This is a genomic window from Prosthecochloris marina (genome assembly GCF_003182595.1).
Lineage (GTDB): Bacteria > Bacteroidota > Chlorobiia > Chlorobiales > Chlorobiaceae > Prosthecochloris > Prosthecochloris marina.
The window spans coordinates 72,997-93,870 of record NZ_PDNZ01000007.1; the positions used below are offsets into that span (position 1 = coordinate 72,997).

21 protein-coding genes are annotated in these 20,874 nt (G+C 48.3%); 17 read left to right on the plus strand and 4 right to left on the minus strand.

Annotated elements, in window-relative coordinates; genetic code table 11:
• Window positions 1–9: 9 nt before the first annotated feature.
• Both CR164_RS10215 and CR164_RS10220 read right to left on the minus strand, forming a co-directional pair.
• Window positions 10–2,391 (minus strand): phosphoketolase family protein, encoded by a 2,382-nt coding sequence (locus tag CR164_RS10215; protein WP_161953523.1) that lies wholly within the window; start codon window positions 2,389–2,391, stop codon window positions 10–12.
• Window positions 2,392–2,457: 66 nt separating this feature from the next.
• Window positions 2,458–3,648: an acetate/propionate family kinase gene (locus CR164_RS10220; RefSeq protein ID WP_110023897.1), complete on the minus strand. Its 1,191-nt coding sequence runs from the start codon at window positions 3,646–3,648 to the stop codon at window positions 2,458–2,460.
• 79 nt (window positions 3,649–3,727) lie between these two features.
• Here CR164_RS10220 and CR164_RS13030 point away from each other — a divergent pair, with 79 nt between their 5' ends.
• The 10 genes from CR164_RS13030 to CR164_RS10265 all read left to right on the plus strand — a co-directional run bounded on the left by CR164_RS13030 (window position 3,728) and on the right by CR164_RS10265 (window position 12,145).
• Window positions 3,728–3,892 carry a hypothetical protein gene (locus tag CR164_RS13030; RefSeq protein ID WP_153303694.1) on the plus strand — a complete coding sequence of 55 codons (165 nt, stop codon included), beginning with the start codon at window positions 3,728–3,730 and terminating at the stop codon, window positions 3,890–3,892.
• A 159-nt stretch (window positions 3,893–4,051) separates the two neighbouring features.
• Window positions 4,052–4,213: a YqaE/Pmp3 family membrane protein gene (locus CR164_RS10225; RefSeq protein WP_110023898.1), complete on the plus strand. Its 162-nt coding sequence runs from the start codon at window positions 4,052–4,054 to the stop codon at window positions 4,211–4,213.
• Window positions 4,214–4,225: 12 nt separating this feature from the next.
• Window positions 4,226–4,711, plus strand: coding sequence for a hypothetical protein (locus CR164_RS10230; protein ID WP_146204167.1), 486 nt, complete (start codon window positions 4,226–4,228; stop codon window positions 4,709–4,711).
• A gap of 129 nt (window positions 4,712–4,840) precedes the next feature.
• Complete coding sequence (locus tag CR164_RS10235) at window positions 4,841–5,686, plus strand: class I SAM-dependent methyltransferase (RefSeq protein WP_110023900.1); 846 nt, start codon at window positions 4,841–4,843, stop codon at window positions 5,684–5,686.
• A gap of 211 nt (window positions 5,687–5,897) precedes the next feature.
• Entirely contained in the window at window positions 5,898–6,614 is a 717-nt protein-coding gene (locus tag CR164_RS10240; protein WP_204901808.1) for a LysE family translocator, read from the plus strand.
• Window positions 6,611–7,198, plus strand: coding sequence for a gamma carbonic anhydrase family protein (locus CR164_RS10245; RefSeq protein WP_204901809.1), 588 nt, complete (start codon window positions 6,611–6,613; stop codon window positions 7,196–7,198). Before CR164_RS10240 ends, CR164_RS10245 begins: the two co-directional genes overlap by 4 nt.
• Before the next feature lie 383 nt (window positions 7,199–7,581).
• Window positions 7,582–8,613 (plus strand): adenosine deaminase, encoded by a 1,032-nt coding sequence (locus tag CR164_RS10250; RefSeq protein WP_110023902.1) that lies wholly within the window; start codon window positions 7,582–7,584, stop codon window positions 8,611–8,613.
• A 2-nt stretch (window positions 8,614–8,615) separates the two neighbouring features.
• Window positions 8,616–9,137 carry a hypoxanthine phosphoribosyltransferase gene (hpt, locus tag CR164_RS10255; protein WP_110023903.1) on the plus strand — a complete coding sequence of 174 codons (522 nt, stop codon included), beginning with the start codon at window positions 8,616–8,618 and terminating at the stop codon, window positions 9,135–9,137.
• 216 nt (window positions 9,138–9,353) lie between these two features.
• Window positions 9,354–10,517 (plus strand): homocitrate synthase/isopropylmalate synthase family protein, encoded by a 1,164-nt coding sequence (locus CR164_RS10260; RefSeq protein WP_420820813.1) that lies wholly within the window; start codon window positions 9,354–9,356, stop codon window positions 10,515–10,517.
• Entirely contained in the window at window positions 10,514–12,145 is a 1,632-nt protein-coding gene (locus tag CR164_RS10265) for a sigma 54-interacting transcriptional regulator (protein ID WP_110024001.1), read from the plus strand. Before CR164_RS10260 ends, CR164_RS10265 begins: the two co-directional genes overlap by 4 nt.
• Before the next feature lie 139 nt (window positions 12,146–12,284).
• Here CR164_RS10265 and CR164_RS13035 read toward each other — a convergent pair whose 3' ends face one another.
• On the minus strand, window positions 12,285–12,425 hold the full coding sequence (locus CR164_RS13035) for a hypothetical protein (RefSeq protein WP_153303695.1): 141 nt from the start codon (window positions 12,423–12,425) through the stop codon (window positions 12,285–12,287).
• A gap of 37 nt (window positions 12,426–12,462) precedes the next feature.
• Entirely contained in the window at window positions 12,463–12,825 is a 363-nt protein-coding gene (locus CR164_RS10270) for a hypothetical protein (protein WP_239994536.1), read from the minus strand.
• Between the two features lie 520 nt (window positions 12,826–13,345).
• Between CR164_RS10270 and nifH the strand changes: the two genes are divergently transcribed.
• The 7 genes from nifH to CR164_RS10305 all read left to right on the plus strand — a co-directional run bounded on the left by nifH (window position 13,346) and on the right by CR164_RS10305 (window position 20,865).
• Window positions 13,346–14,170 carry a nitrogenase iron protein gene (nifH, locus tag CR164_RS10275; RefSeq protein ID WP_110023904.1) on the plus strand — a complete coding sequence of 275 codons (825 nt, stop codon included), beginning with the start codon at window positions 13,346–13,348 and terminating at the stop codon, window positions 14,168–14,170.
• 20 nt (window positions 14,171–14,190) lie between these two features.
• Entirely contained in the window at window positions 14,191–14,547 is a 357-nt protein-coding gene (locus tag CR164_RS10280; RefSeq protein WP_110023905.1) for a P-II family nitrogen regulator, read from the plus strand.
• Window positions 14,547–14,924 (plus strand): P-II family nitrogen regulator, encoded by a 378-nt coding sequence (locus CR164_RS10285; protein ID WP_110023906.1) that lies wholly within the window; start codon window positions 14,547–14,549, stop codon window positions 14,922–14,924. The genes CR164_RS10280 and CR164_RS10285 overlap by 1 nt, the downstream gene beginning before the upstream one ends.
• A gap of 33 nt (window positions 14,925–14,957) precedes the next feature.
• Window positions 14,958–16,583 (plus strand): nitrogenase molybdenum-iron protein alpha chain, encoded by a 1,626-nt coding sequence (gene nifD, locus CR164_RS10290; protein WP_110024004.1) that lies wholly within the window; start codon window positions 14,958–14,960, stop codon window positions 16,581–16,583.
• 164 nt (window positions 16,584–16,747) lie between these two features.
• On the plus strand, window positions 16,748–18,130 hold the full coding sequence (nifK, locus tag CR164_RS10295) for a nitrogenase molybdenum-iron protein subunit beta (RefSeq protein ID WP_110023907.1): 1,383 nt from the start codon (window positions 16,748–16,750) through the stop codon (window positions 18,128–18,130).
• A 24-nt stretch (window positions 18,131–18,154) separates the two neighbouring features.
• The gene (gene nifE, locus CR164_RS10300) at window positions 18,155–19,516 is read left to right on the plus strand and encodes a nitrogenase iron-molybdenum cofactor biosynthesis protein NifE (protein WP_110023908.1); all 1,362 of its coding nucleotides are present in this window, start codon (window positions 18,155–18,157) and stop codon (window positions 19,514–19,516) included.
• Window positions 19,513–20,865: a nitrogenase component 1 gene (locus CR164_RS10305; protein ID WP_110023909.1), complete on the plus strand. Its 1,353-nt coding sequence runs from the start codon at window positions 19,513–19,515 to the stop codon at window positions 20,863–20,865. Before nifE ends, CR164_RS10305 begins: the two co-directional genes overlap by 4 nt.
• The last annotated feature ends 9 nt before the right edge of the window (window positions 20,866–20,874 follow it).

Genomic DNA, 20,874 nt, shown 5'->3' on the forward strand with positions numbered 1-20,874 from the left:
AATCTACACTTACCATTCCCATTTCCAGTCCTGGATTTCAGGCATATCCTGACCATGTTTGCAAATATATTCCTTGTGGTCGATAAGGCGGTCACGAACATACTGCTTCACGTACGCAGCCCTCTGCCGTAGACGAGGAACCCGATCGACAACATCGGCAACAAGATGAAAACGGTCGAGATCATTCATCACCACCATATCGAACGGGGTGGTCGTCGTCCCCTCTTCCTTATACCCTCGGACATGGAGATTCTTGTGGTTTGTTCTTCGATAGGTCAACCGATGAATCAACCAAGGATAGCCATGATACGCGAAAATAATAGGTTTATCCGTGGTAAAGATATCATCGAAATGCCGGTCCTTAAGACCGTGTGGGTGTTCTTCTTCCGGCTGCAGGGTCATAAGATCGACAACATTGACCACTCTGATTTTCAAATCCGGAATCTGACGGCGCAGGATATCGACAGCGGCAAGCGTTTCGAGTGTCGGAACATCACCTGCACATGCCATCACCACATCGGGATCCCCGTCATCAGTATCATTCGAGGCCCACTCCCAGATACCGATGCCACTTGTACAATGCTTGACGGCAGCATCCATGTCAAGCCACTGATACGCTGGTTGTTTTCCTGCAACGATCACGTTGATATAGTTCCGTGAACGAAGGCAATGATCGGTTACGGACAAAAGCGTATTGGCATCCGGCGGCAGGTAAATCCTTATCACATCAGCTTTTTTGTTGACAACATGATCAATGAACCCGGGATCCTGATGAGAAAACCCGTTATGATCCTGACGCCAGACATGCGATGTCAGAAAGTAGTTCAAGGAAGCAATCGGTCTCCTCCATGGAATTTCGTCATTGGTAACTTTCAGCCATTTGGCGTGCTGGTTGAACATTGAATCGATGATGTGGATGAAGGCCTCATAGCAGGAAAAGAAACCATGCCTGCCCGTAAGCAGATAACCTTCGAGCCAACCCTGGCATGTATGCTCGGAAAGGATTTCCATTACTTTTCCATCAGGAGAAAGGTGGTCGTCCTCAGGAATTATCTCTCCCATCCATACCCTTTCCGTTTCCTCGAAAAGAGCACTGAGACGGTTGGATGCTGTTTCGTCCGGTCCGAAAACCCTGAAATTAGCTGCGCTTGCATTGCGCTTCATGATATCCCGGAGAAAACGAGCCATCGGCCTTGGCGCTTCTGCGATGACCGATCCAGGTTTCGGTACATCAATTGCATACTCTTGAAAATCAGGCATACGAAGTTTCTGGAGAAGCAAACCGCCATTTGCATGAGGATTGTCACCCATCCTGCGCTTTCCTTCAGGGACAAGCTCCTGGAGCTCGGCTTTCAGTGCCCCCTCTTCGGTAAACAGCTCCTCAGGTTTGTAACTTTTCATCCACGATTCCAAAAGCATCAGATGTTCTGGATTTTCGCGAACATTCGAAAACGGCACTTGGTGAGACCGCCAGTTGTCTTCCGTTTTTTTGCCGTCAACCTCCTTGGGCCCGGTCCATCCTTTCGGGGAACGCAGCACAATCATGGGCCATCGTGGACGTTCTACATCTCCATCAATTCTGGCCCTATACTGAATATCCCTGATCTCGTCAAAGCAGCTATCAAGCGTTGCAACCATCTTCTGGTGCATAGCTTCAGGATCGCTTCCTTCAACGAAGTATGGCTTGTAACCATAACCGATCATGAGATTCTCCAGCTCTTCATGCGATATCCTGGCAAGTACCGTCGGGTTGGCAATCTTGTACCCATTGAGATGAAGGATAGGAAGCACAGCGCCATCACGCTTTGGGTTGAGAAACTTGTTGCTGTGCCATGCCGTAGCCAAAGGACCCGTTTCCGCCTCTCCATCGCCGACAACACAAGCCGCGACCAGGTCGGGATTGTCGAAAACCGCCCCGTAAGCATGAGACAGTGCATACCCTAATTCACCTCCCTCGTGAATGGAACCGGGAGTTTCGGGTGCAACATGGCTGGGGATGCCTCCCGGAAAAGAAAACTGCCGAAACAGACGTTTCATTCCTTGTTCATCGAATGATACATCGGGATAATATTCGCTGTATGTACCCTCAAGCCAGACGTTGGATACCAATGCAGGTCCACCATGCCCTGGTCCGGCGATATAAATCATATCGAGATCTCTTGCCTTGATAATACGGTTCAGATGAACATAGATAAAATTCAGGCCGGGTGTTGTCCCCCAGTGCCCCAGCAGCCTGGGTTTGACATGTTCCGGCTTGAGAGCCTTTTTCAACAACGGGTTGTCCAAGAGATAAATCTGGCCGACAGAGAGATAGTTAGCTGCCCTCCAGTATGCATTTATCAGTTCCATCTCTTTTTCAGAAAGCAAGTTTTTGGCCTGTGATTCGATCATCTGGTCTCCATTCATCATTCTTCTCTCCCTCGTTTATATGGTTCATCAGTTTAGTAATACAAATACTTACCGCTTTTTTTCATTCAATAATGCATAAGTATGACGGGCGATCATCAATTCCTCGTTGGTTTTCATAATTCTGACGATGACATGTCCCGTTTCTTGCGATATGACAGGCATATTCAAGCTGTTTTTCCGCTCATCGATATGTATACCGAGAAACTCCAGCCCGGAGCAGATACGTTTTCGTATAGCTGCCGAATGTTCACCTATGCCGCCGGTAAAAACAAGAGCATCGAGCCCACCCAGAGTTGTGGTAAGTGCTCCGATATGCTTCTTCGCCTGGTAGCAGAAAAGTTCTATCGCCTGATGTGCCGCAGCGTCATTCTGTTCCATATCAAGAAGGTCACGCATATCATTGCTTCTTCCTGACACTCCAAGCAGTCCGGAACGGCGATTTACCATGTCCTTTATCACTTCCGGACTCAACCCATCCTGTTCCAGCAAAAACAGAATAACTCCCGGATCGAGATCCCCTGTCCGGGTACTCATCACCAAACCGCCAGCCGGAGAAAACCCCATCGTCGTATCCACGCTTTCTCCATGCAATACGGCCGTCATACTGGCTCCATGTCCAAGATGAGCAAGAATGATCTTTTCCTGAAGGACTTCGCTTCTCCCTTCAAGCCTTTCGAGATCACCCAACAGATACTCGCAGGAAAGACCATGAAATCCATAGCGCTGCACCCCCTGATTTCGAATAACCCCAGGTAAAGGATAGAGCCGGGCAACAGAGGGCATGGTATGATGGAAAGCTGTATCGAAACATGCAACCTGTAACACACCGGGAAGTTGGTTCCCGGCATGTTTAACGGCTTTCAAGGCATGGGGAAGATGTTCAGGTGCAAAAGGGCTCAATTGCTCGAGTGACTCGATCAATGCAGGAGTAAGAATCTCAGGAGTGGTAAATTCAGGCCCTCCATGCACCATGCGGTGACCTATCGCATCAGGCATGGGCATCCCGCTTCGGGCCAGAAGCCAAGAAAAAACATGAATACATGCATTTTCATGACCAGGGACAGCGATAGGCTCCTCTACAACAACCCTACCTTTTGTATCTCTGACAGAGAAACATCCACCCTTGGAACCGATCCTTGTCAGGGAACCGGAAAAAATAACGTTTTCAACTTCGCCGATACCGTACAACGAAAACTTGATGCTCGAAGAGCCTGTATTGATCGAAAGAATATACCGCATAACCGTCTTGTCGTTTCACTGCATACCAAACGTATCGAAACTTTGTTCACCGCACTACGAGTCCAATGGGTTTAAAAACATGAACCACAACCCACAGGAAAAAAGCCCTCCTCTTTTCTACAGAAATCATTCAGGGCTACCGATCAATTCAGCTGAAAACCAGCAAAACCTACCGGCGACAGGTCAAGGCACTGTAAAAGAAACGATAACCGGAGAAGACTGGAAACAGTTAACGAAAATGTAACGCAACAGGCTTATTAATCGATCAACCAGTCGGCTTTTTCCGGAATATCGTCTTATAAATCGTAACTTTTCTATCATTATCTGTACACCCTTGTTTTCCACAAAGACCTGGTCAGTTACCGATAATAGCATCCTTGACGAAAAGAAAGAAGACAAATTTATGGAACTGCTCAAAATCATTCTTGCAATTCTCCTGCCACCTCTCGGCGTCTTTTTGCAAGTCGGGCTCGGCAAGCACTTCTGGCTCAACATTGTTTTAACCATTCTTGGCTACTTACCGGGCATTGTTCATGCAGTATGGGTCATTGCCAAAAATAAATAAGGAGAAATGTTCATGAAGGGCATCAACTTCGCCATAGCCATGGGGATAGCGATACTTCTTCCTATGCTTGTTTTCTACGGCGTTAAAACCTTCAGTCCAGCCCCGAACTGGGAAGACTATCACACTGGCCAGTTCTTCGAAGAACCCCCGGCAGAAGACATCACCCCGGCGGAAAAGGCAGAGATGGCCAGACAAAGGGAGGAAGCATCGGCTCGATACAATGCGGCAAACAAACAGCATCAGATGCACCTGTTTTTCACTGCGGTTCCTGTAGGTCTGATCGCTGTTATTGCAGGAACCTTCATTCGGGTTCCTGCTCTTGCCCCCGGTATGGTGTTCGGAGGCATAGTTACACTTGTCGAAGGCTATCTATTCAACTGGCCGGAGCTGAGCGACCCGATCAAGTTTGTTTCCCTGCTGACAGCTTTGATTGTACTCGGTATAACCGCTTACAGGAGACTTGGCAGTGATGAAAAGAAAAAGACACTCGATGGTTGATCTTTCCGTCCACTATCCATCAACCTGCAACAGCATCGTTGATATCATTAATGTTACCACATGAAGGACATTGGATTTATTGAATATCGAGAATGACTTATGTAAACGTTGGAACAAATGACATAGGAAATGAAATACGTCCATGGATATAATCAATTAGAAAACATAAGGTTACAAGACCAGGCCTCTACCCTTGTGGAGCTATTGCATTCGGACACATGCTATCCTGCAGGAAGCAGGATTCTCGAAGCTGGATGCGGAGTAGGTGCCCAAACCATCACATTGGCTCGTAACAGCCCTCATGCACATATTACCTCACTTGATATATCGGAGCAATCACTCGCAAAAGCCAGGGCAAACATTGATAATGCAGGAATCACAAACGTAGATTTTCAGCAAGGAGACGTTTTTGCATTACCGTTCGGACCGGAGGCCTTCGATCATATCTTTGTCTGCTTCGTGCTCGAGCATCTCGTTTGCCCCGTCGAGGCATTGCATTGCCTGAAAACTGTTCTCAAAGTCGGCGGCACAATCACGGCCGTCGAGGGAGATCATGGTTCCGCTTATTTCCATCCTGACAGCAAGTCAGCAAATAAAGCGATCCAATGTCAGGTTGAGCTGCAAAAAAGAGCGGGAGGTAATGCTAAAATAGGAAGAGAGTTGTATCCGCTTCTTACCGCAGCAGAATTCGGTTCGGTTCACGTCTCTCCCCGAATGGTATATGTTGATTCAAGTAAACCTCATCTTGTAGAAGGATTCACAAAAAACACCTTCACAGCAATGATCGAAGGCGTTCGGGAATCATCCATCGAAGCAGGCCTGCTTGATGAAAAAACGTTCGATACGGGCATAAAGGATCTGTACAGAACAACCGAAAAAGATGGTGTTTTCTGCTACACATTTTTCAAGGCTACTGCAACTAAACCAAATAATGGCCACCAAATATCCGCAAAAAAGGATCGGAAGCCCCGTTGAACCTTATTGACCAACTCATGTTTTAAACAGATGAGATGCAAATTTCATAAAGGATTAGAGATGAACGTGGTGAGCTTTTTCTTTAATTTGAAGCGTTCGTGAAACATTGCTTGCAAAGAAACCGGAGTTTACACAGAGTATAGGATTTCGAATACCACTCGACGAAGCAATTGAATCACCGAATACATTGAGATGCCTAAAGCACTTATTCATGAATGAATTGTTCCCACCATTACCAGTGCTCGTAATCTTTACCTCTTGCAGCTTAATACTTGCGATAACACCCGGACCAGGCGTTCTTTATATCGTTACACGCAGCCTGACCCAGGGGCGTCATGCCGGACTGGCTCCGGTTGGCGGGGTCGCTCTCGGCAATCTCGGCAATGCAATCGGAGCTTCCGTCGGACTGGCAACGCTTTTTGCTGTTTCTTCGATCGCCTTTACCATCGTCAAATATTGCGGTGCGCTTTACCTGATCTACCTGGGAGTCCGGACGTTGCGCTCCCCTCGTTCCACAGTTCATGCAAGAGCCCTTTCATCGACTCCTGCAAGGCGGATTTTTCGTGACGGTTTTTTTGTCGCTCTTCTCAACCCGAAAACAGCCATTTTTTTCGGCGCATTCCTGCCCCAGTTCATGGCGTCAGGAGCAGCACCCATATTGCAGACCGTAACGCTTGGATCCCTCTTTGTCGCGATTTGCGGCAATAACCGATGCAATCTATGCCCTTGCCGCAGGAACGCTATCTCCGATGATTACCCGCACCCGGAGCGTGAACATGCTCAGCCGTTACCTTGCAGGCTGCACCTCTATCGGACTCGGCATAGGAACCGCATTGACAGGTTCACAAGGAGGGAAATAGCAGGCTCCATAACTCACAAAACTACAGCTTCTCTATGCTCATCAGCCATCAAGGAAAAAGCCCGGTGATCCATCCAACAGCTTACGTTGCACCGAACGCCGTTGTCTGTGGGGAAGTAACCATAGGTGAAAACAGCCGGATCCTGTTTGGTGCCCAGGTCATTGCAGAAGGCGGATCTATACAAGTCGGTAGCGAATGCATTGTGATGGAAAATGCCGTACTGCGAAGTTCTTCCAGACACGACTTGAAAATCGGAAACAACTGCCTGATCGGTCCCAACACCCATGTGGCGGGTTGTACAATCGACAATGAAGTATTCATTGCCACCGGTGCAGCTGTATTCCATGGTGCACATTTAGAAAAAGGCTGCGAAGTCCGGGTTAACGGTGTTGTCCATCTCAAGACAAAAGTTTCTGCCGGAAAAACCATTCCGATCGGATGGGTTGCGGTCGGAGACCCTGCAAGGATTTTTCCGCCGGACAAGCATCAACAAATCTGGAAAATCCAAGAACCGCTAAATTTCCCGCTTTCCGTCTATGGCATTGAACGCCAGGAGGCAGACATGATCAAAATTACGCGTCAGTTATCGACCGTACTTGACTTTCATCGAGATGACACAATCAAAAAAAGCAACCAAGACAAGGAGCCATAGCATAACACCTTTAGTGAAAAAGCTGGACGAACTTGCAGGAGCGAGAAGGTAAATACATAAAAAACTGAATCTCAAATGAAGCGGGCCGCATTTTCCGATTGCGTCCTCAAGAAAAAGGAAAAAGAGTTCATCGCAATCGACATCTTCATGCATATTGAAATGCAAGTCTTGTATGCAGCGGCACATTGAGCATGCGTCAGCAACAGGAGCGAACGAAAAGAGATATTCAAAGTGATTGCTCCGTTGCCCCTGACCCGCAAGGATTACATTCTCTCCATACAATCGGCAGCGCCAAGCACTCACGACACGCCCTAAATAACAGGTGCCGAAGCTTCAATCATATTCCTGCTTCATACCACGCTTTTTTGGTATCTTGGATCAATATGAAAACCTTCATCAAGGCAATACCCAAAGCGGAACTGCACCTCCATATCGAGGGCACGCTTGAACCTGAAATGATGATGGCAATGGGAAAACGTAACAGCGTGCCACTTCCCTATCCCGATGCAGCGTCTGTCCGGAAGGCATATGCCTTCGACGATCTGCAGTCATTCCTCGATATTTACTACAATGCCACATCTGTGTTGCTTCACGAGCAGGACTTTTACGACCTCACAACAGCATACCTGAAAAAGGCCGCTGCCCAGAATGTGCGTCATGCTGAAATTTTTTTCGACCCCCAAACCCACACATCCAGGGAAGGCATCGCTTTCAGCACGGTCACGAAAGGCATACACAGAGCACTTCAAGATGGCGAAAAACAATTCGGCATCACCACGAAACTGTTTCTGTGCATTCTTCGTCATCTCAGCGAAAAAGAAGGGCTGGAAACCCTTGAACAGGCACTTGACTACAAAAACATCATTGCCGGTATCGGCCTCGATTCTTCTGAACTCGGCAACCCGCCCAACAAGTTCAAAGAGCTTTATAAACGCGCGAATAAGGAAGGCTTCCTTACCGTCGCACATGCTGGCGAAGAGGGACATGCAGACTACATTTGGCAGGCATTGAACACCCTCCATGTCGCGAGGATCGATCATGGTGTTCGCTGCATGGAAGACGAAAAGCTGGTTGAAAAGCTCGTGGCATCGAAAGTTCCTCTCACCGTATGCCCCCTCTCCAACGTCAAGTTGCACATTTTCCCCTCGATGAAAAAACACAACCTCAAAAAGATGCTTGATAGAGGACTTCTTGTCACGGTAAACTCAGACGATCCTGCGTACTTTGGCGGTTATATCAATGAAAACTATATGGCCGTCCAGCAAGCATTGAACCTTGACCGGCAAGATATCATTCAGTTTGCGGTTAATTCTTTCAATGCCTCGTTTCTTCCGCAAGAAACCAGGCAACGCTATCTCGACGAAATAAAAACATTCGTGCAGCACGCACATGAAAAAACAGACCGAGACAATTGACCATGACAGGAAAAGAAACCATCGTTGAACTCATCTCAGCAGAAAAAATACAACAGCGCGTCAGGGAACTCGGTACGCTGATAACTTCCGACTTCGCCAAAACCAATAAAATGATTGTCATCTGTGTACTGAAAGGTGCATTCATGTTTACAGCCGACCTCGTACGTTCTATTGAAGTGCCTTGTCACATCGAGTTTATAAGGGCTTCAAGTTACGGCAGTAGCATACAGTCATCAGGCAAGGTTTGCATTACCGGCACTATCGATATTGAAGGATACGACATCCTGGTAGTAGAGGATATCATCGATACAGGCCTTACAATCAGCAGAATTAATGAAGAGTTCCGAAAATGCAACCCCGCATCGCTCAAAATCTGCTCATTGCTTGAAAAACCTGCTGTAAGAAAACACCCGGTAACCATTGACTATTTGGGGTTTTCAGTCCCGAACAGGTTTGTCGTGGGTTACGGCATAGACTATGCCGGAAAGTATCGACAACTTCCGTTCCTCGGAACCCTGAAGTAAACCTGCCATTTTGTCACTCCCGGCAAGCATCCCCCAAATACGCCGGATTTCCCCCTCAAGAAAACCACCAAAATGTTTAAAATATTTTTGTTTTTTAAAACAATACCCTTATTTATTCAGAGAAAAGATGATGTAAAATTTATTATTTCTGACACAACAGCATTTTTAAAAGAAAAGAATAGTACCAAGAAGACTCCGACAACTATGAGCAATGCTATGCCACATATGCATGTCCCAGTGTTTACTCCGTGGATAATCGATACAACACTTCGGGATGGTGAACAAGCTCCTGGAGTTGCTTTTAGCCCCTTAGAGAAAAAAGATATCGCGAGGAAACTGGCCGAGGCCGGAGTCGATGAATTGGAAATCGGTTATCCCGCTATCAGCTCCGAAGAACAGAGCGTCATCAGAGAGATTGTGTCAATGAACCTCCCTGTACGCCTGACCTCCTGGTCAAGAGCAAAAAGGACGGACCTCGAATGCGCAAGAGCATGCGGCACCGAGGGTATTCACCTCAGCTTCCCTCTTTCGGAACTCTACCTGAACCTTATGGAAAAGGACTATACATGGGTTCGCCGCCAGTTGGAAACCCTCATACCGGAGGCAAAAAAACATTTCAGCTTTGTAAGCGTCGGCGGCCAGGACGCAACGCGAACAAATGGCAAAACTCTTGAAACTTTTGTTCAGGATGCCTCTGCATGCGGGGCAGACCGGGTACGTATTGCCGACACTGTCGGCATTGCAACCCCTTTGACACTCATGCAACAGATACAGCATCTTAAAGCTTCGGCTTCGGTACCTCTCGAATTCCATGCCCACAATGATCTGGGCATGGCAACGGCAAACGCATTCAGCGCTATCGAAGCCGGATGCGATGCTGTAAGCGTCTCCGTTACCGGACTCGGAGAACGCGCAGGAAATGCAGCCCTTGAAGAGCTTGCTATTGCACTGAAACTTTCAGGACGATACCGTACCTCCATAAAAGCTGAACTGCTACACACTCTCTGCAAAACAGTTGCGAGTGCTTCAAACAGATTCATCCAAGATCAGAAACCGGTTATTGGCAATGCTGTTTTCCAGCATGAATCGGGGATTCACTGTAATGCCCTGCTCAAAGACCCGTTATCCTATCAGCCTTTTTTACCGCGCGACATCGGCAAAGACAACTATGAGCTTGTCATTGGAAAACATTCAGGCAGCGCTTCGGTCCAGCATGTACTGTCAACCAGAGGTATCAGCGTTGATCGGGAACAAGCAAAAAAGCTGCTCCCGAATATCAGACTCGCCGCTGACAAGAAAAAATGCAGACTCTCGGCAACCGAACTGGTAAACATTTACATACAATGCTTTGTCAACCCTCAGGACACATGCAAAAGATGAGAATCCCGGTAAGTGAAAAAACAAAGACACTCAGCCTTCTTGCGGAAGTCAGCCGGGCCTTGAATTATACCAAAGACATCAACAAGGTACTCCGGGACATACTCAGCATCATGTCTGAACACATGAACATGATACGGGGCGTCATCACCATCCTGAACCGTGACACAAATGAAATTGTCATCAATGAATCTTTCGGGCTCACCGAAGAAGAACAGGCCAGAGGACGATACATGCCGGGTGAAGGCATCATCGGAAACGTTGTCAAAACAGGCAAGAGTCGGGTTGTCCCCAGGATTGACGAAGAACCGCAGTTTCTGGATCGGACAGGATCGAGAAACCGTATCAGCACCGAGAACCTCTGCTTTGTCTGTGTACCGATCAAGGCGGATAGTGAAGTCATCGGAACGCTCAGCACTGACCGACCGGTGTTTACAGATGACAATCATACCGGAAACACCCCAAATCAGTTGCAGGAAGAGGAGTCTATTGAAGAACTGGTCGATCTTCTCTCTATAATTGCCGCCATGATATCACAGGCGGTTCGCATTAAACAGCTTGATCAGGAAGAACGGCAGGGAGAAATACCAAACGGCTCGCCCGACCGGCACGAACCCTTTTCCTTCTACCGCGGTGATGTACATGAAATTGACGACGAACTCTACAGCGCTCAACACCGCCCTGCCAACATCATCGGCAGTTCGAAAGCAATGATCGCTGTTTTCAGAATGATTGACAAAATCGCACCAACAAACGCCACAGCACTCATTCTTGGTGAAAGCGGTGTCGGCAAGGAACTGGTTGCAAGCGCCATTCATTATAAAAGCCACCGTGCAGAAAAGCCTTTTATCAAGTTCAACTGCGCGGCTCTGCCGGAAAGTATTATCGAAAGTGAACTGTTCGGACATGAAAAAGGCTCTTTTACCGGTGCCACAGCCAACCGTCAGGGAAGATTCGAACTAGCAGACGGCGGAACGATTTTTCTTGACGAAATTGGCGAGCTCACGCTGCCTGTACAAGCCAAACTGCTCCGGATTCTTCAGGAAAAAGAGTTCGAGAGAGTTGGTGGCTCCAAAACCCTGAAAACCGATATCAGAGTCATTGCAGCAACCAACAGAGACCTTGAAGATGAAATTGAAAACGGAAAATTCAGAGAAGATCTCTACTACCGGCTCAACATTTTCCCGATAACAGTTCCCCCCTTGCGTGAACGAAAAGCCGATATCCTGGTACTCGCCGACTATTTCGTTGAAAAATACAATGCACTTAACTTCAAGGGCGTGCGAAGGATATCGACACGAGCCATAGACATGTTTATGCGCTACCACTGGCCGGGTAATGTAAGGGAACTTGAAAACTGCATCGAGAGAGCGGTCATTCTAAGCGAGGACAATGTCATACACGGCTACCATCTTCCACCGACCCTGCAAACCGCTGAATCAAGCGGCACACCTGCCAGCGGCTCTCTGCAGCAGAGACTCGATGCCATCGAACATGAGATGATTATCGAGGCGTTGAAACGCACCAAAGGCAACATGGCTAAAGCCGCCATGCAGCTCGGCCTCACTGAACGAGTCATGGGGCTACGTGTCAAAAAATTCGGTATCGACTACAAAAAGTATAGGCCGTAAGATATAGAGGTTTTTCACGAGGAAGGCCCGAAAACAAACGAAACACGAGAACGCAACTCTGCCTACTCCTGCACGCTGCGGACAGAGTAACCGGAGATTCCGTCATCGACATCGCCGACAAAACAGCTCCCATCATAACTCAGCGAATAGTACCTGCATTCCCGCTGCCACTTATCGAAGATGCCCAGAAAAGCGCACATTCCATGAGGCCGTAGAATGGATTGAAGTCAAAACGATCACCACCACCACCGAGAGCCCTAAAAATCAATACGGCAATCACCTATCTCCAGCCAAAGAAACGCTGCGGAACAGGTAATTCATGAATCCTTGTTTTCCGGCTTTGTAACCTTGTCGACATGCAGTTCACCGACATGAAGACGGCCAACCTTCAGCTCGTCAACTTCCAAACCTTTGAATTTTGAATAGCGCACCAACAGCCTGCCGACAACAAACCGTCCTACTGCGAAAACCCCTACAGCCCACGCACCAATGGCAAGCGCGCCAACAGCAAGGGCCCCCAAAGCTACAGCACCGACCGCTTTTGCATCGCGTTTCTTTTCTGTTCGAGATAATTCAGGCAAAAAAGATTCCGACCTTGTTTTTCCTGAGTGCATCATACTTTTCAGTTTTCTTTCTCTCAGCATTCCTACCTTCCAGAAACCACACTGTTCCAGTTTCAAACAGCTTATCGACCTCTCTTCGGTTAGTCATTGTAATATAAGGGGTTTACGGACACATATCATCACCTTCTATCCGCATGACAAAAAAACAACATTTATGTAGGAAATAAATATCCACCGACGAAAGCATTCCCGTTCCTTTCACGCCGTTCATATCTTGCACCGCTTATGAAAACCGGCTCAGCAACGAGCATGTAACCAGTAACAATCCCTTCACAACCGATACGAAACAACGAAAAAGCTACACTTCTGTAAGAAAACCGCTTTTCACACCTCCTTGTAGCTTTTTTTATCCTGCCAAGGCCGGCTTTCGGGATGCTTGATCAAACCTGCAGAAAAAAAACACAAGCAATAACTCACTAAAAAATAACGAGTTAACCAGAAAAAAAACAGGAGAAATACTTTTCTGCAACGACAACACTTCCTTTGGCACGAAACTTGACCTTAAAAACGCAACAGCAGGAGAAAAAAACCTGAATTATTCAGGAAATACAACCATATAACCCAAATATTTAAAACAATGAGGAAGGTTGCAATTTATGGAAAAGGAGGCATCGGCAAGTCAACCACCACACAGAACACTGTTGCAGGACTTGCAGAGATGGGAAAAAAGGTCATGGTTGTGGGCTGTGATCCGAAAGCAGATTCGACAAGGCTTCTTCTCGGCGGACTTAGCCAGAAAACCGTTCTCGATACGTTGCGCGAGGAGGGAGAGGATGTTGAACTCGAAGATATCATCAAGGAAGGGTACGGCGCTTCTCGTTGTACCGAGTCCGGGGGACCGGAGCCGGGAGTAGGCTGTGCGGGCCGCGGAATCATCACCTCGGTCAATATGTTGGAGCAACTCGGTGCTTATGATGACGAGTGGAACCTCGACTATGTCTTTTACGACGTACTCGGCGACGTTGTTTGCGGAGGTTTTGCAATGCCGATCCGTGACGGAAAGGCTGAAGAAATCTATATCGTCGTGTCGGGCGAGATGATGGCCATGTACGCGGCCAACAATATCTGTAAAGGAATTCTGAAATATGCCGATGCCGGCGGCGTTCGTTTGGGAGGTCTCATCTGCAACAGCCGCAAGGTCGATAATGAAAAAGAGATGATCAAAGAGCTCGCAAGGCAGCTCGGCACCCAGATGATCCATTTCGTCCCACGCGACAACATGGTACAGCGGGCTGAGATCAACCGTAAAACCGTGATCGATTTTGAGCCCACACATGCCCAGGCCGATGAATACCGTACTCTGGCAAAAAAAATCGACGACAACGAGATGTTTGTCGTTCCAAAGCCTCTCGAGATCGATGAACTCGAAAAACTCTTGATCGATTTCGGTATAGCAAACTAAAAAACAAAGGAGTCATCAACATGTTAATGATCAGAGCAATTGTCCGGCCAGCCAAAGCACAGGAAGTCATGCAGGGCTTACTCGACGCAGGGTATCCGGCCGTAACGAAAATTCCGGTTGTAGGACGAGGAAAGCAAAGAGGGCTGAGGGTCGGGGACGTCGTATACGATGAATTACCGAAGGAGATGCTCGTAACCGTCGTTCCCGATGCCGACAAAAGGTTCGTCCTCGATGCAATCATGATGAACGCCAAGACAGGAGAAGAAGGAAAGTTCGGCGACGGTAAAATCTTTGTTTCCAAAGTTGAGGAGGTCTACACCATCAGCTCGGGACTCAAGGAAAGCGAACCTGAAATTGCGGAACCGAAGGAGGCATAATGAAAGAGATCATTGCAATTATCAGGATGAAAAAAATGAATGAAACAAAGCAGGCACTCATCGACGCCGGCATCTCTTCATTTACCGCCCTCGGACGCATTCTCGGGAGAGGAAAAGGTCAAGTGCATTTCGATATTCTGGAAGGCGCCGAAAACGGTTACCAGGAAGCAATAGAGCAGCTTGGTGGACCACCCCGCCTGGTTGCGAAAAGACTCATTGCCATTGTGGTACCTGATGAGATGAAACAAACCGCCATCGACACAATAATTAAAACAAATCAGACCGGAAAACCCGGTGACGGCAAAATCTTCGTTACCGACATCACCGACAGCATCAGGGTTCGTACAGGAGAAATCGGCGATGCAGCGCTTGTATAAAAATAATTCATGATGAAAACGGAGACACAACTTATGGAGTCAAGAATATTACCGGATCCTTCCGCAGTAAAGGAGGAACTGATAAAGAAGTATCCGCCGAAAGTCGCCAAGAAAAGAGGGAAAGCGATCGTCGTCAACGATCCCGCTGAAATCCCACAGGTACAGGCTAACATCCGTACCATACCCGGCATAATCACGCAAAGAGGTTGTTCCTACGCCGGCTGTAAAGGTGTTGTTTTAGGACCGACAAGGGATATCGTCAATCTGGTTCATGGTCCGATAGGCTGCAGCTTTTACGCATGGTTGACCAGGAGAAACCAAACCCGACCGGACGGCCCTGAAGGAGAAAACTACATGACCTATTGCTTCTCTACCGACATGCAGGAAGAACATGTGGTTTTCGGGGGCGAGAAAAAACTCAAAAAGGCGATCCAGGAAGCATATGATCTCTTTCACCCGAAAGCTATCGGCATTTTCTCAACCTGCCCGGTAGGCCTCATAGGTGATGACATTCATGCGGTTGCCAAGGAGATGCGGGAGAAACTCGGCGACTGCAACATTTTCGGATTCAGTTGCGAAGGCTACAAGGGCGTCAGCCAGTCGGCCGGACACCATATCGCCAACAACCAGGTCTTCAAACATGTTGTCGGCCTGGACGACACGGACAAGGGCGGCAGTTTCAAGATCAACATGCTCGGCGAATACAACATCGGCGGTGATGCATTTGAAATCGAGCGACTGCTCGACAAGTGCGGAATCACTCTGGTTGCAAGTTTCAGCGGTAACTCGACCATTGGCCAGTTCGAGAACTCACACACGGCCGACCTGAATGTCATCATGTGCCATCGCTCGATCAACTACATGGCTGAAATGATGGAAACGAAGTACGGTATTCCCTGGATGAAAGTGAACTTCATCGGAGCGGAAGCGACTGCAAAATCATTACGCCGGATTGCCCGATACTTCGAAGACGATGCGTTGATGGCAAGGGTCGAAGAGGTAATTGCCGAAGAGATGCCTGCAGTTTCATCGGTTATCGAGGAAATACATCCAAAAACCAAGGGCAAGCTCGCCATGCTGTTCGTGGGTGGATCGAGAGCGCACCATTACCAGGAACTGTTCATGGAACTTGGAATGGAAACCCTATCGGCAGGATACGAATTCGGGCATCGTGACGACTATGAAGGGCGACGGGTCATTCCGAACATCAAAGTCGATGCCGACAGCAAAAATATCGAAGAACTGAAGATCAGTGCCGACCCGGAAAAGTACAAACCCAGAAAAACCGAAGAGGAGCTTGAAAAGCTTAAAGAAGCCGGCCTCGACATCAGGGATTATGACGGCATGATGCCGGATATGAAGAAAGGATCTCTGGTCATCGACGATATCAGCCACTACGAAACCGAAAAACTGATCGAGCTCTACAAACCAGACATTTTCTGTGCCGGCATCAAGGAGAAATATGTGGTTCAAAAAATGGGTGTCCCCCTGAAACAGCTACACAGCTATGATTATGGAGGGCCTTACGCTGGCTTTACCGGTGCCATCAACTTCTACAGGGACATCGACCGGATGGTCAACAGCCGTGTATGGAAACTGATCCAGGCACCTTGGGAGGAAACATCGATCGAGCTGGAAGCAGACTACGTGACACAGTAAAAGGCATCTCTATACATTGCCGCAAGCGCCTTGAGTGCAAGGCGAACGGAGCACAGAAACCGGAGTGCATATGAAGTACGTCAGGATTTCGAGCACCGATCAACGAAGTAATCATGGTGCACGGCAAATTAACAGAGACGCCCCAAAAAAGGAGATTAAAGAACATGCTATTACGACATACCAATAAAGAGATACTCGAACGTGAAGCACTCACGATAAACCCTGCTAAAACCTGCCAGCCGATAGGCGCCATGTATGCCGCTTTGGGCATACATGGCTGTCTTCCCCACAGCCATGGTTCCCAGGGATGCTGCTCTTACCACCGCAGCACCCTGACACGTCATTACAAGGAACCCGTTATGGCTGCAACGAGCTCTTTCACGGAAGGAGCGTCGGTATTCGGAGGACAGGCAAACCTTGTAACAGCTATAGACAACATTTTTACGGTTTACGAACCCGATCTTATCGCGGTTCATTCAACCTGTCTTTCGGAAACAATCGGTGACGACCTGCAACAGATTGTGACCAAGGCCAAAGATGACGGCAAAATCCCCGAAGGAAAACATGTGATTTACGCACCCACCCCGAGTTTTGTGGGTTCACACGTCACCGGTTATGCCAACATGGTCGCAGCCATGGCCGAGCAGTTCGCGGAGAATACCGGTAAGCCGATCGACCAGATCAACATTGTTGCAGGATGGATGGAACCTCCAGACATGCGGGAAATCAAAAGGCTTGCAAAAGAACTCGGCGTAACGATTCAGCTTTTTCCCGACACCTCGGATGTGCTCGATGCACCACAGACAGGAAAACATGTTTTCTACCCCAAAGGCGGCATCAGAGTACCTGACTTGAAAAGTACCGGTGACAGCAAATCATCGATCGCATTGGGTTGTTTCAGCGGTGAACCGGGTGCTGTCGCTCTCGACAAAAAATGCAAGGTTCCGTTCAAAACCGAAGACATTCCTGTCGGGCTGAGAGCTACAGACCGTTTTCTGATGAGGCTGAGCAAGGCTGCCGGTGTAAAAATACCCGAGTCGATCACGGATGAAAGAGGAAGACTTGTCGACCTGATGACCGATATGGAACAATACTTCCATGGTAAAAAAGTAGCATTGTTCGGTGACCCTGACGACCTTGTTCCGCTTACCGAATTTCTGCTCGACCTGAACATGAAGCCGGTACATATCATCAGCGGAACTCCGGGCAAACGGTTCGAACAACGTATTCGTGCCATACTGGCCGACACTCATGCGGATGCAAATGTCAAAAACGGTCCTCAGGCCGATATCTTTCTGCTGCACCAGTGGATAAAGAACGAACCGGTCGATCTCCTGATCGGAAACACGTACGGCAAATACATTGCCCGCGACGAGGACATACCTTTTGTCCGCTATGGTTTCCCGATTCTTGATCGTATAGGGCACAGCTATTTCCCGAACATCGGCTACATGGGGGCTATCAGACTTGCCGAGAAAATACTCGGTGTCCTCATGGACCGCCAGGATCGCGACGCTCCTGAAGAATCGTTCGAACTCGTTATGTAAACCATTGAACCAAGGGTAGAAGCCATGGAAAAACTTGAAATACTCGAGGGAAGAAAAAAACAGGTTTTTGAAAAAAACAAAGAAACCGAAACATTCGACATCAAATGCGAAACCACCAGCCTTTCCGGATCTGTTAGCCAGAGAGCCTGTGTTTTCTGTGGCTCACGTGTCGTGCTCTACCCGGTTGCAGACGCTCTTCATGTCGTTCACGGCCCCATAGGATGTGCTGCGTACACCTGGGATATCCGGGGGGCCGTCTCTTCAGGACCCGAGCTGCACCGCCTGAGCTTTTCCACCGACCTGAAAGAGATGGATGTCATTTACGGAGGAGAAAAGAAACTTTACAAATCGCTTCTTGAACTCATCGATCAGTATGAGCCGAAAGCCGCATTTATCTACTCGACCTGTATCATCGGACTCATCGGAGACGATATCGACGCTGTCTGTAAAAAAGTCTCGGAAGAAAAAGGCATACCGGTTCTTCCTGTGCACTCCGAAGGCTTTAAAGGAACCAAGAAAGACGGTTACAAAGCCGCATGTGATGCACTGATGAAAATCGTCGGGACAGGTTCCACCGAAGGAATCGGAAAATACAGCATCAACATTCTGGGTGAGTTCAACCTTGCAGGCGAAGCCTGGATCATCAAGGACTACTACGAACAGATGGGCATCGAGGTTGTTTCTACCATGACCGGAGACGGCCGGGTAGACGACATCAGACGCTCGCACGGCGCTTCACTGAACATTGTTCAGTGTTCCGGTTCGATGGTCAGACTGGCAAAAACGATGGAAGAAAAATACGGCATCCCTTACCTGAGGGTTTCTTATTTCGGTATCGAGGATATGTCGAAAGCGCTTTATGATGTCGCCTCCCATTTCAGCGACAACCCGGAAATTCTTCAAGCCGCCAAGAAAGTGGTCAGCCGCGAAGTTGGTGAACTCTACCCGCAGCTTCTGGAATTTCGTAAAGCGCTCGACGGGAAAAAAGCTGCAATCTACGTTGGCGGCGCATTCAAGGCCTTTTCGCTGATCAAGGCGCTCGATTCTCTAGGTATGGATGTCGTTCTTGCCGGTTCACAAACCGGCAACAAAGACGATTATGAAGGATTGAAAGGAATGTGCGATGAAGGGACAATTATCGTCGACGACTCAAACCCTGTCGAACTCTCAAAATTCATTCTCGAAAAAGAAGTTGACCTCTTGATCGGAGGCGTCAAGGAACGACCGATCGCCTATAAACTCGGTGTCAGCTTCTGTGACCATAACCACGAAAGAAAGATCCCGCTTGCCGGCTTTATCGGCATGTACAATTTCGCAAAAGAAGTCTACGAATCTGTCATGAGTCCGGTATGGCAGTTCGCTCCAAGAAAAGGAGGTCTCTCATGAAAACAGCAAAAACAGCAACCCAGAACGCATGCAAACTTTGTAACCCTCTTGGAGCTTGCCTGGCATTCAAAGGAATAGAAAGATGTGTTCCGTTCCTGCACGGCTCCCAAGGATGCGCAACATACATCCGCCGTTACCTCATCAGCCACTTCAAGGAGCCGGTTGACATTGCATCGTCGAACTTCAATGAAGACACGGCGGTTTTCGGAGGCAGCCACAATCTTAAGCTCGGTTTGCAGAACATCACAAAGCAATACAAGCCCGAGCTAATCGGAATAGCGACGACCTGCCTCTCTGAAACCATCGGCGACGATGTGGACATGATCCTCAGAGAGTATGGCAGTGAATCCGATCCGGCTCTACCCAGACCCGTGATGATCCATGCATCGACGCCAAGCTACCAGGGAACGCATATCGATGGTTTTCATGCCGCGATGAGAGCAACAGTCTCGCAACTTGCAGAAGGAGGGACGAAGCGGAACCTTTTGACCCTCTTTCCCAACATGGTTTCACCGGCGGACCTGCGGTACCTGAAGGAGATCCTCGAAAGCTTCAACATCCCCTTCGTACTTCTCCCAGACTACTCGGAAACACTTGATGGAGGACCGTGGGAAGAATACCACAGGATCCCCAAAGGGGGAACACCACAGCATGCAATCCGTAAAAGTGGAACCGCAGCGGCAAGCATCGAGTTCACCTCGGTCCTTACCGGGGAAAAGTCACCTGCCGGATATCTTGAAGAAAAATTTGATGTCCCCTCTTATCGGCTTTGCCTGCCCATAGGAATAAAACAAAGCGATGCGTTTTTCAACCTGCTCGAAAAATTGTCAGAGACGCCTCTGCCTCACAGATACGAAGATGAACGGCGGCGGCTTGTCGATGCCTACGTTGACGGGCACAAATACGTATTCGGGAAAAAAGCCATCGTTTATGGCGAGGAAGATCTTGTGATCGCCATAACCGCTTTCCTGAGAGAAATAGGTATAACACCGGTTCTGTGCGCGTCAGGAGGGAAAAGCGGTTTCCTGAAAAAACGCCTTGCGGAAATGGTGCCGGACCTTAACGACCTCGGTATAAAAGTCCGAGACGGGGTCGATTTCGTCGACATAGAGGACGAGGCAAAAATCCTCGAACCGGATCTGCTTATCGGTAACAGCAAAGGCTTTACCATGTCGCGGAAAAATCATATTCCAATCGTCCGTATCGGATTCCCGATTCATGACAGATTCGGAGGACAACGGCTGCATCATCTTGGGTACAAAGGAACCCAGGAACTGTTTGACAGAATCGTAAACACCGTTATCGAATACAGACAGAATTCATCACCAATCGGCTATACATATATGTAAGGGGACGTA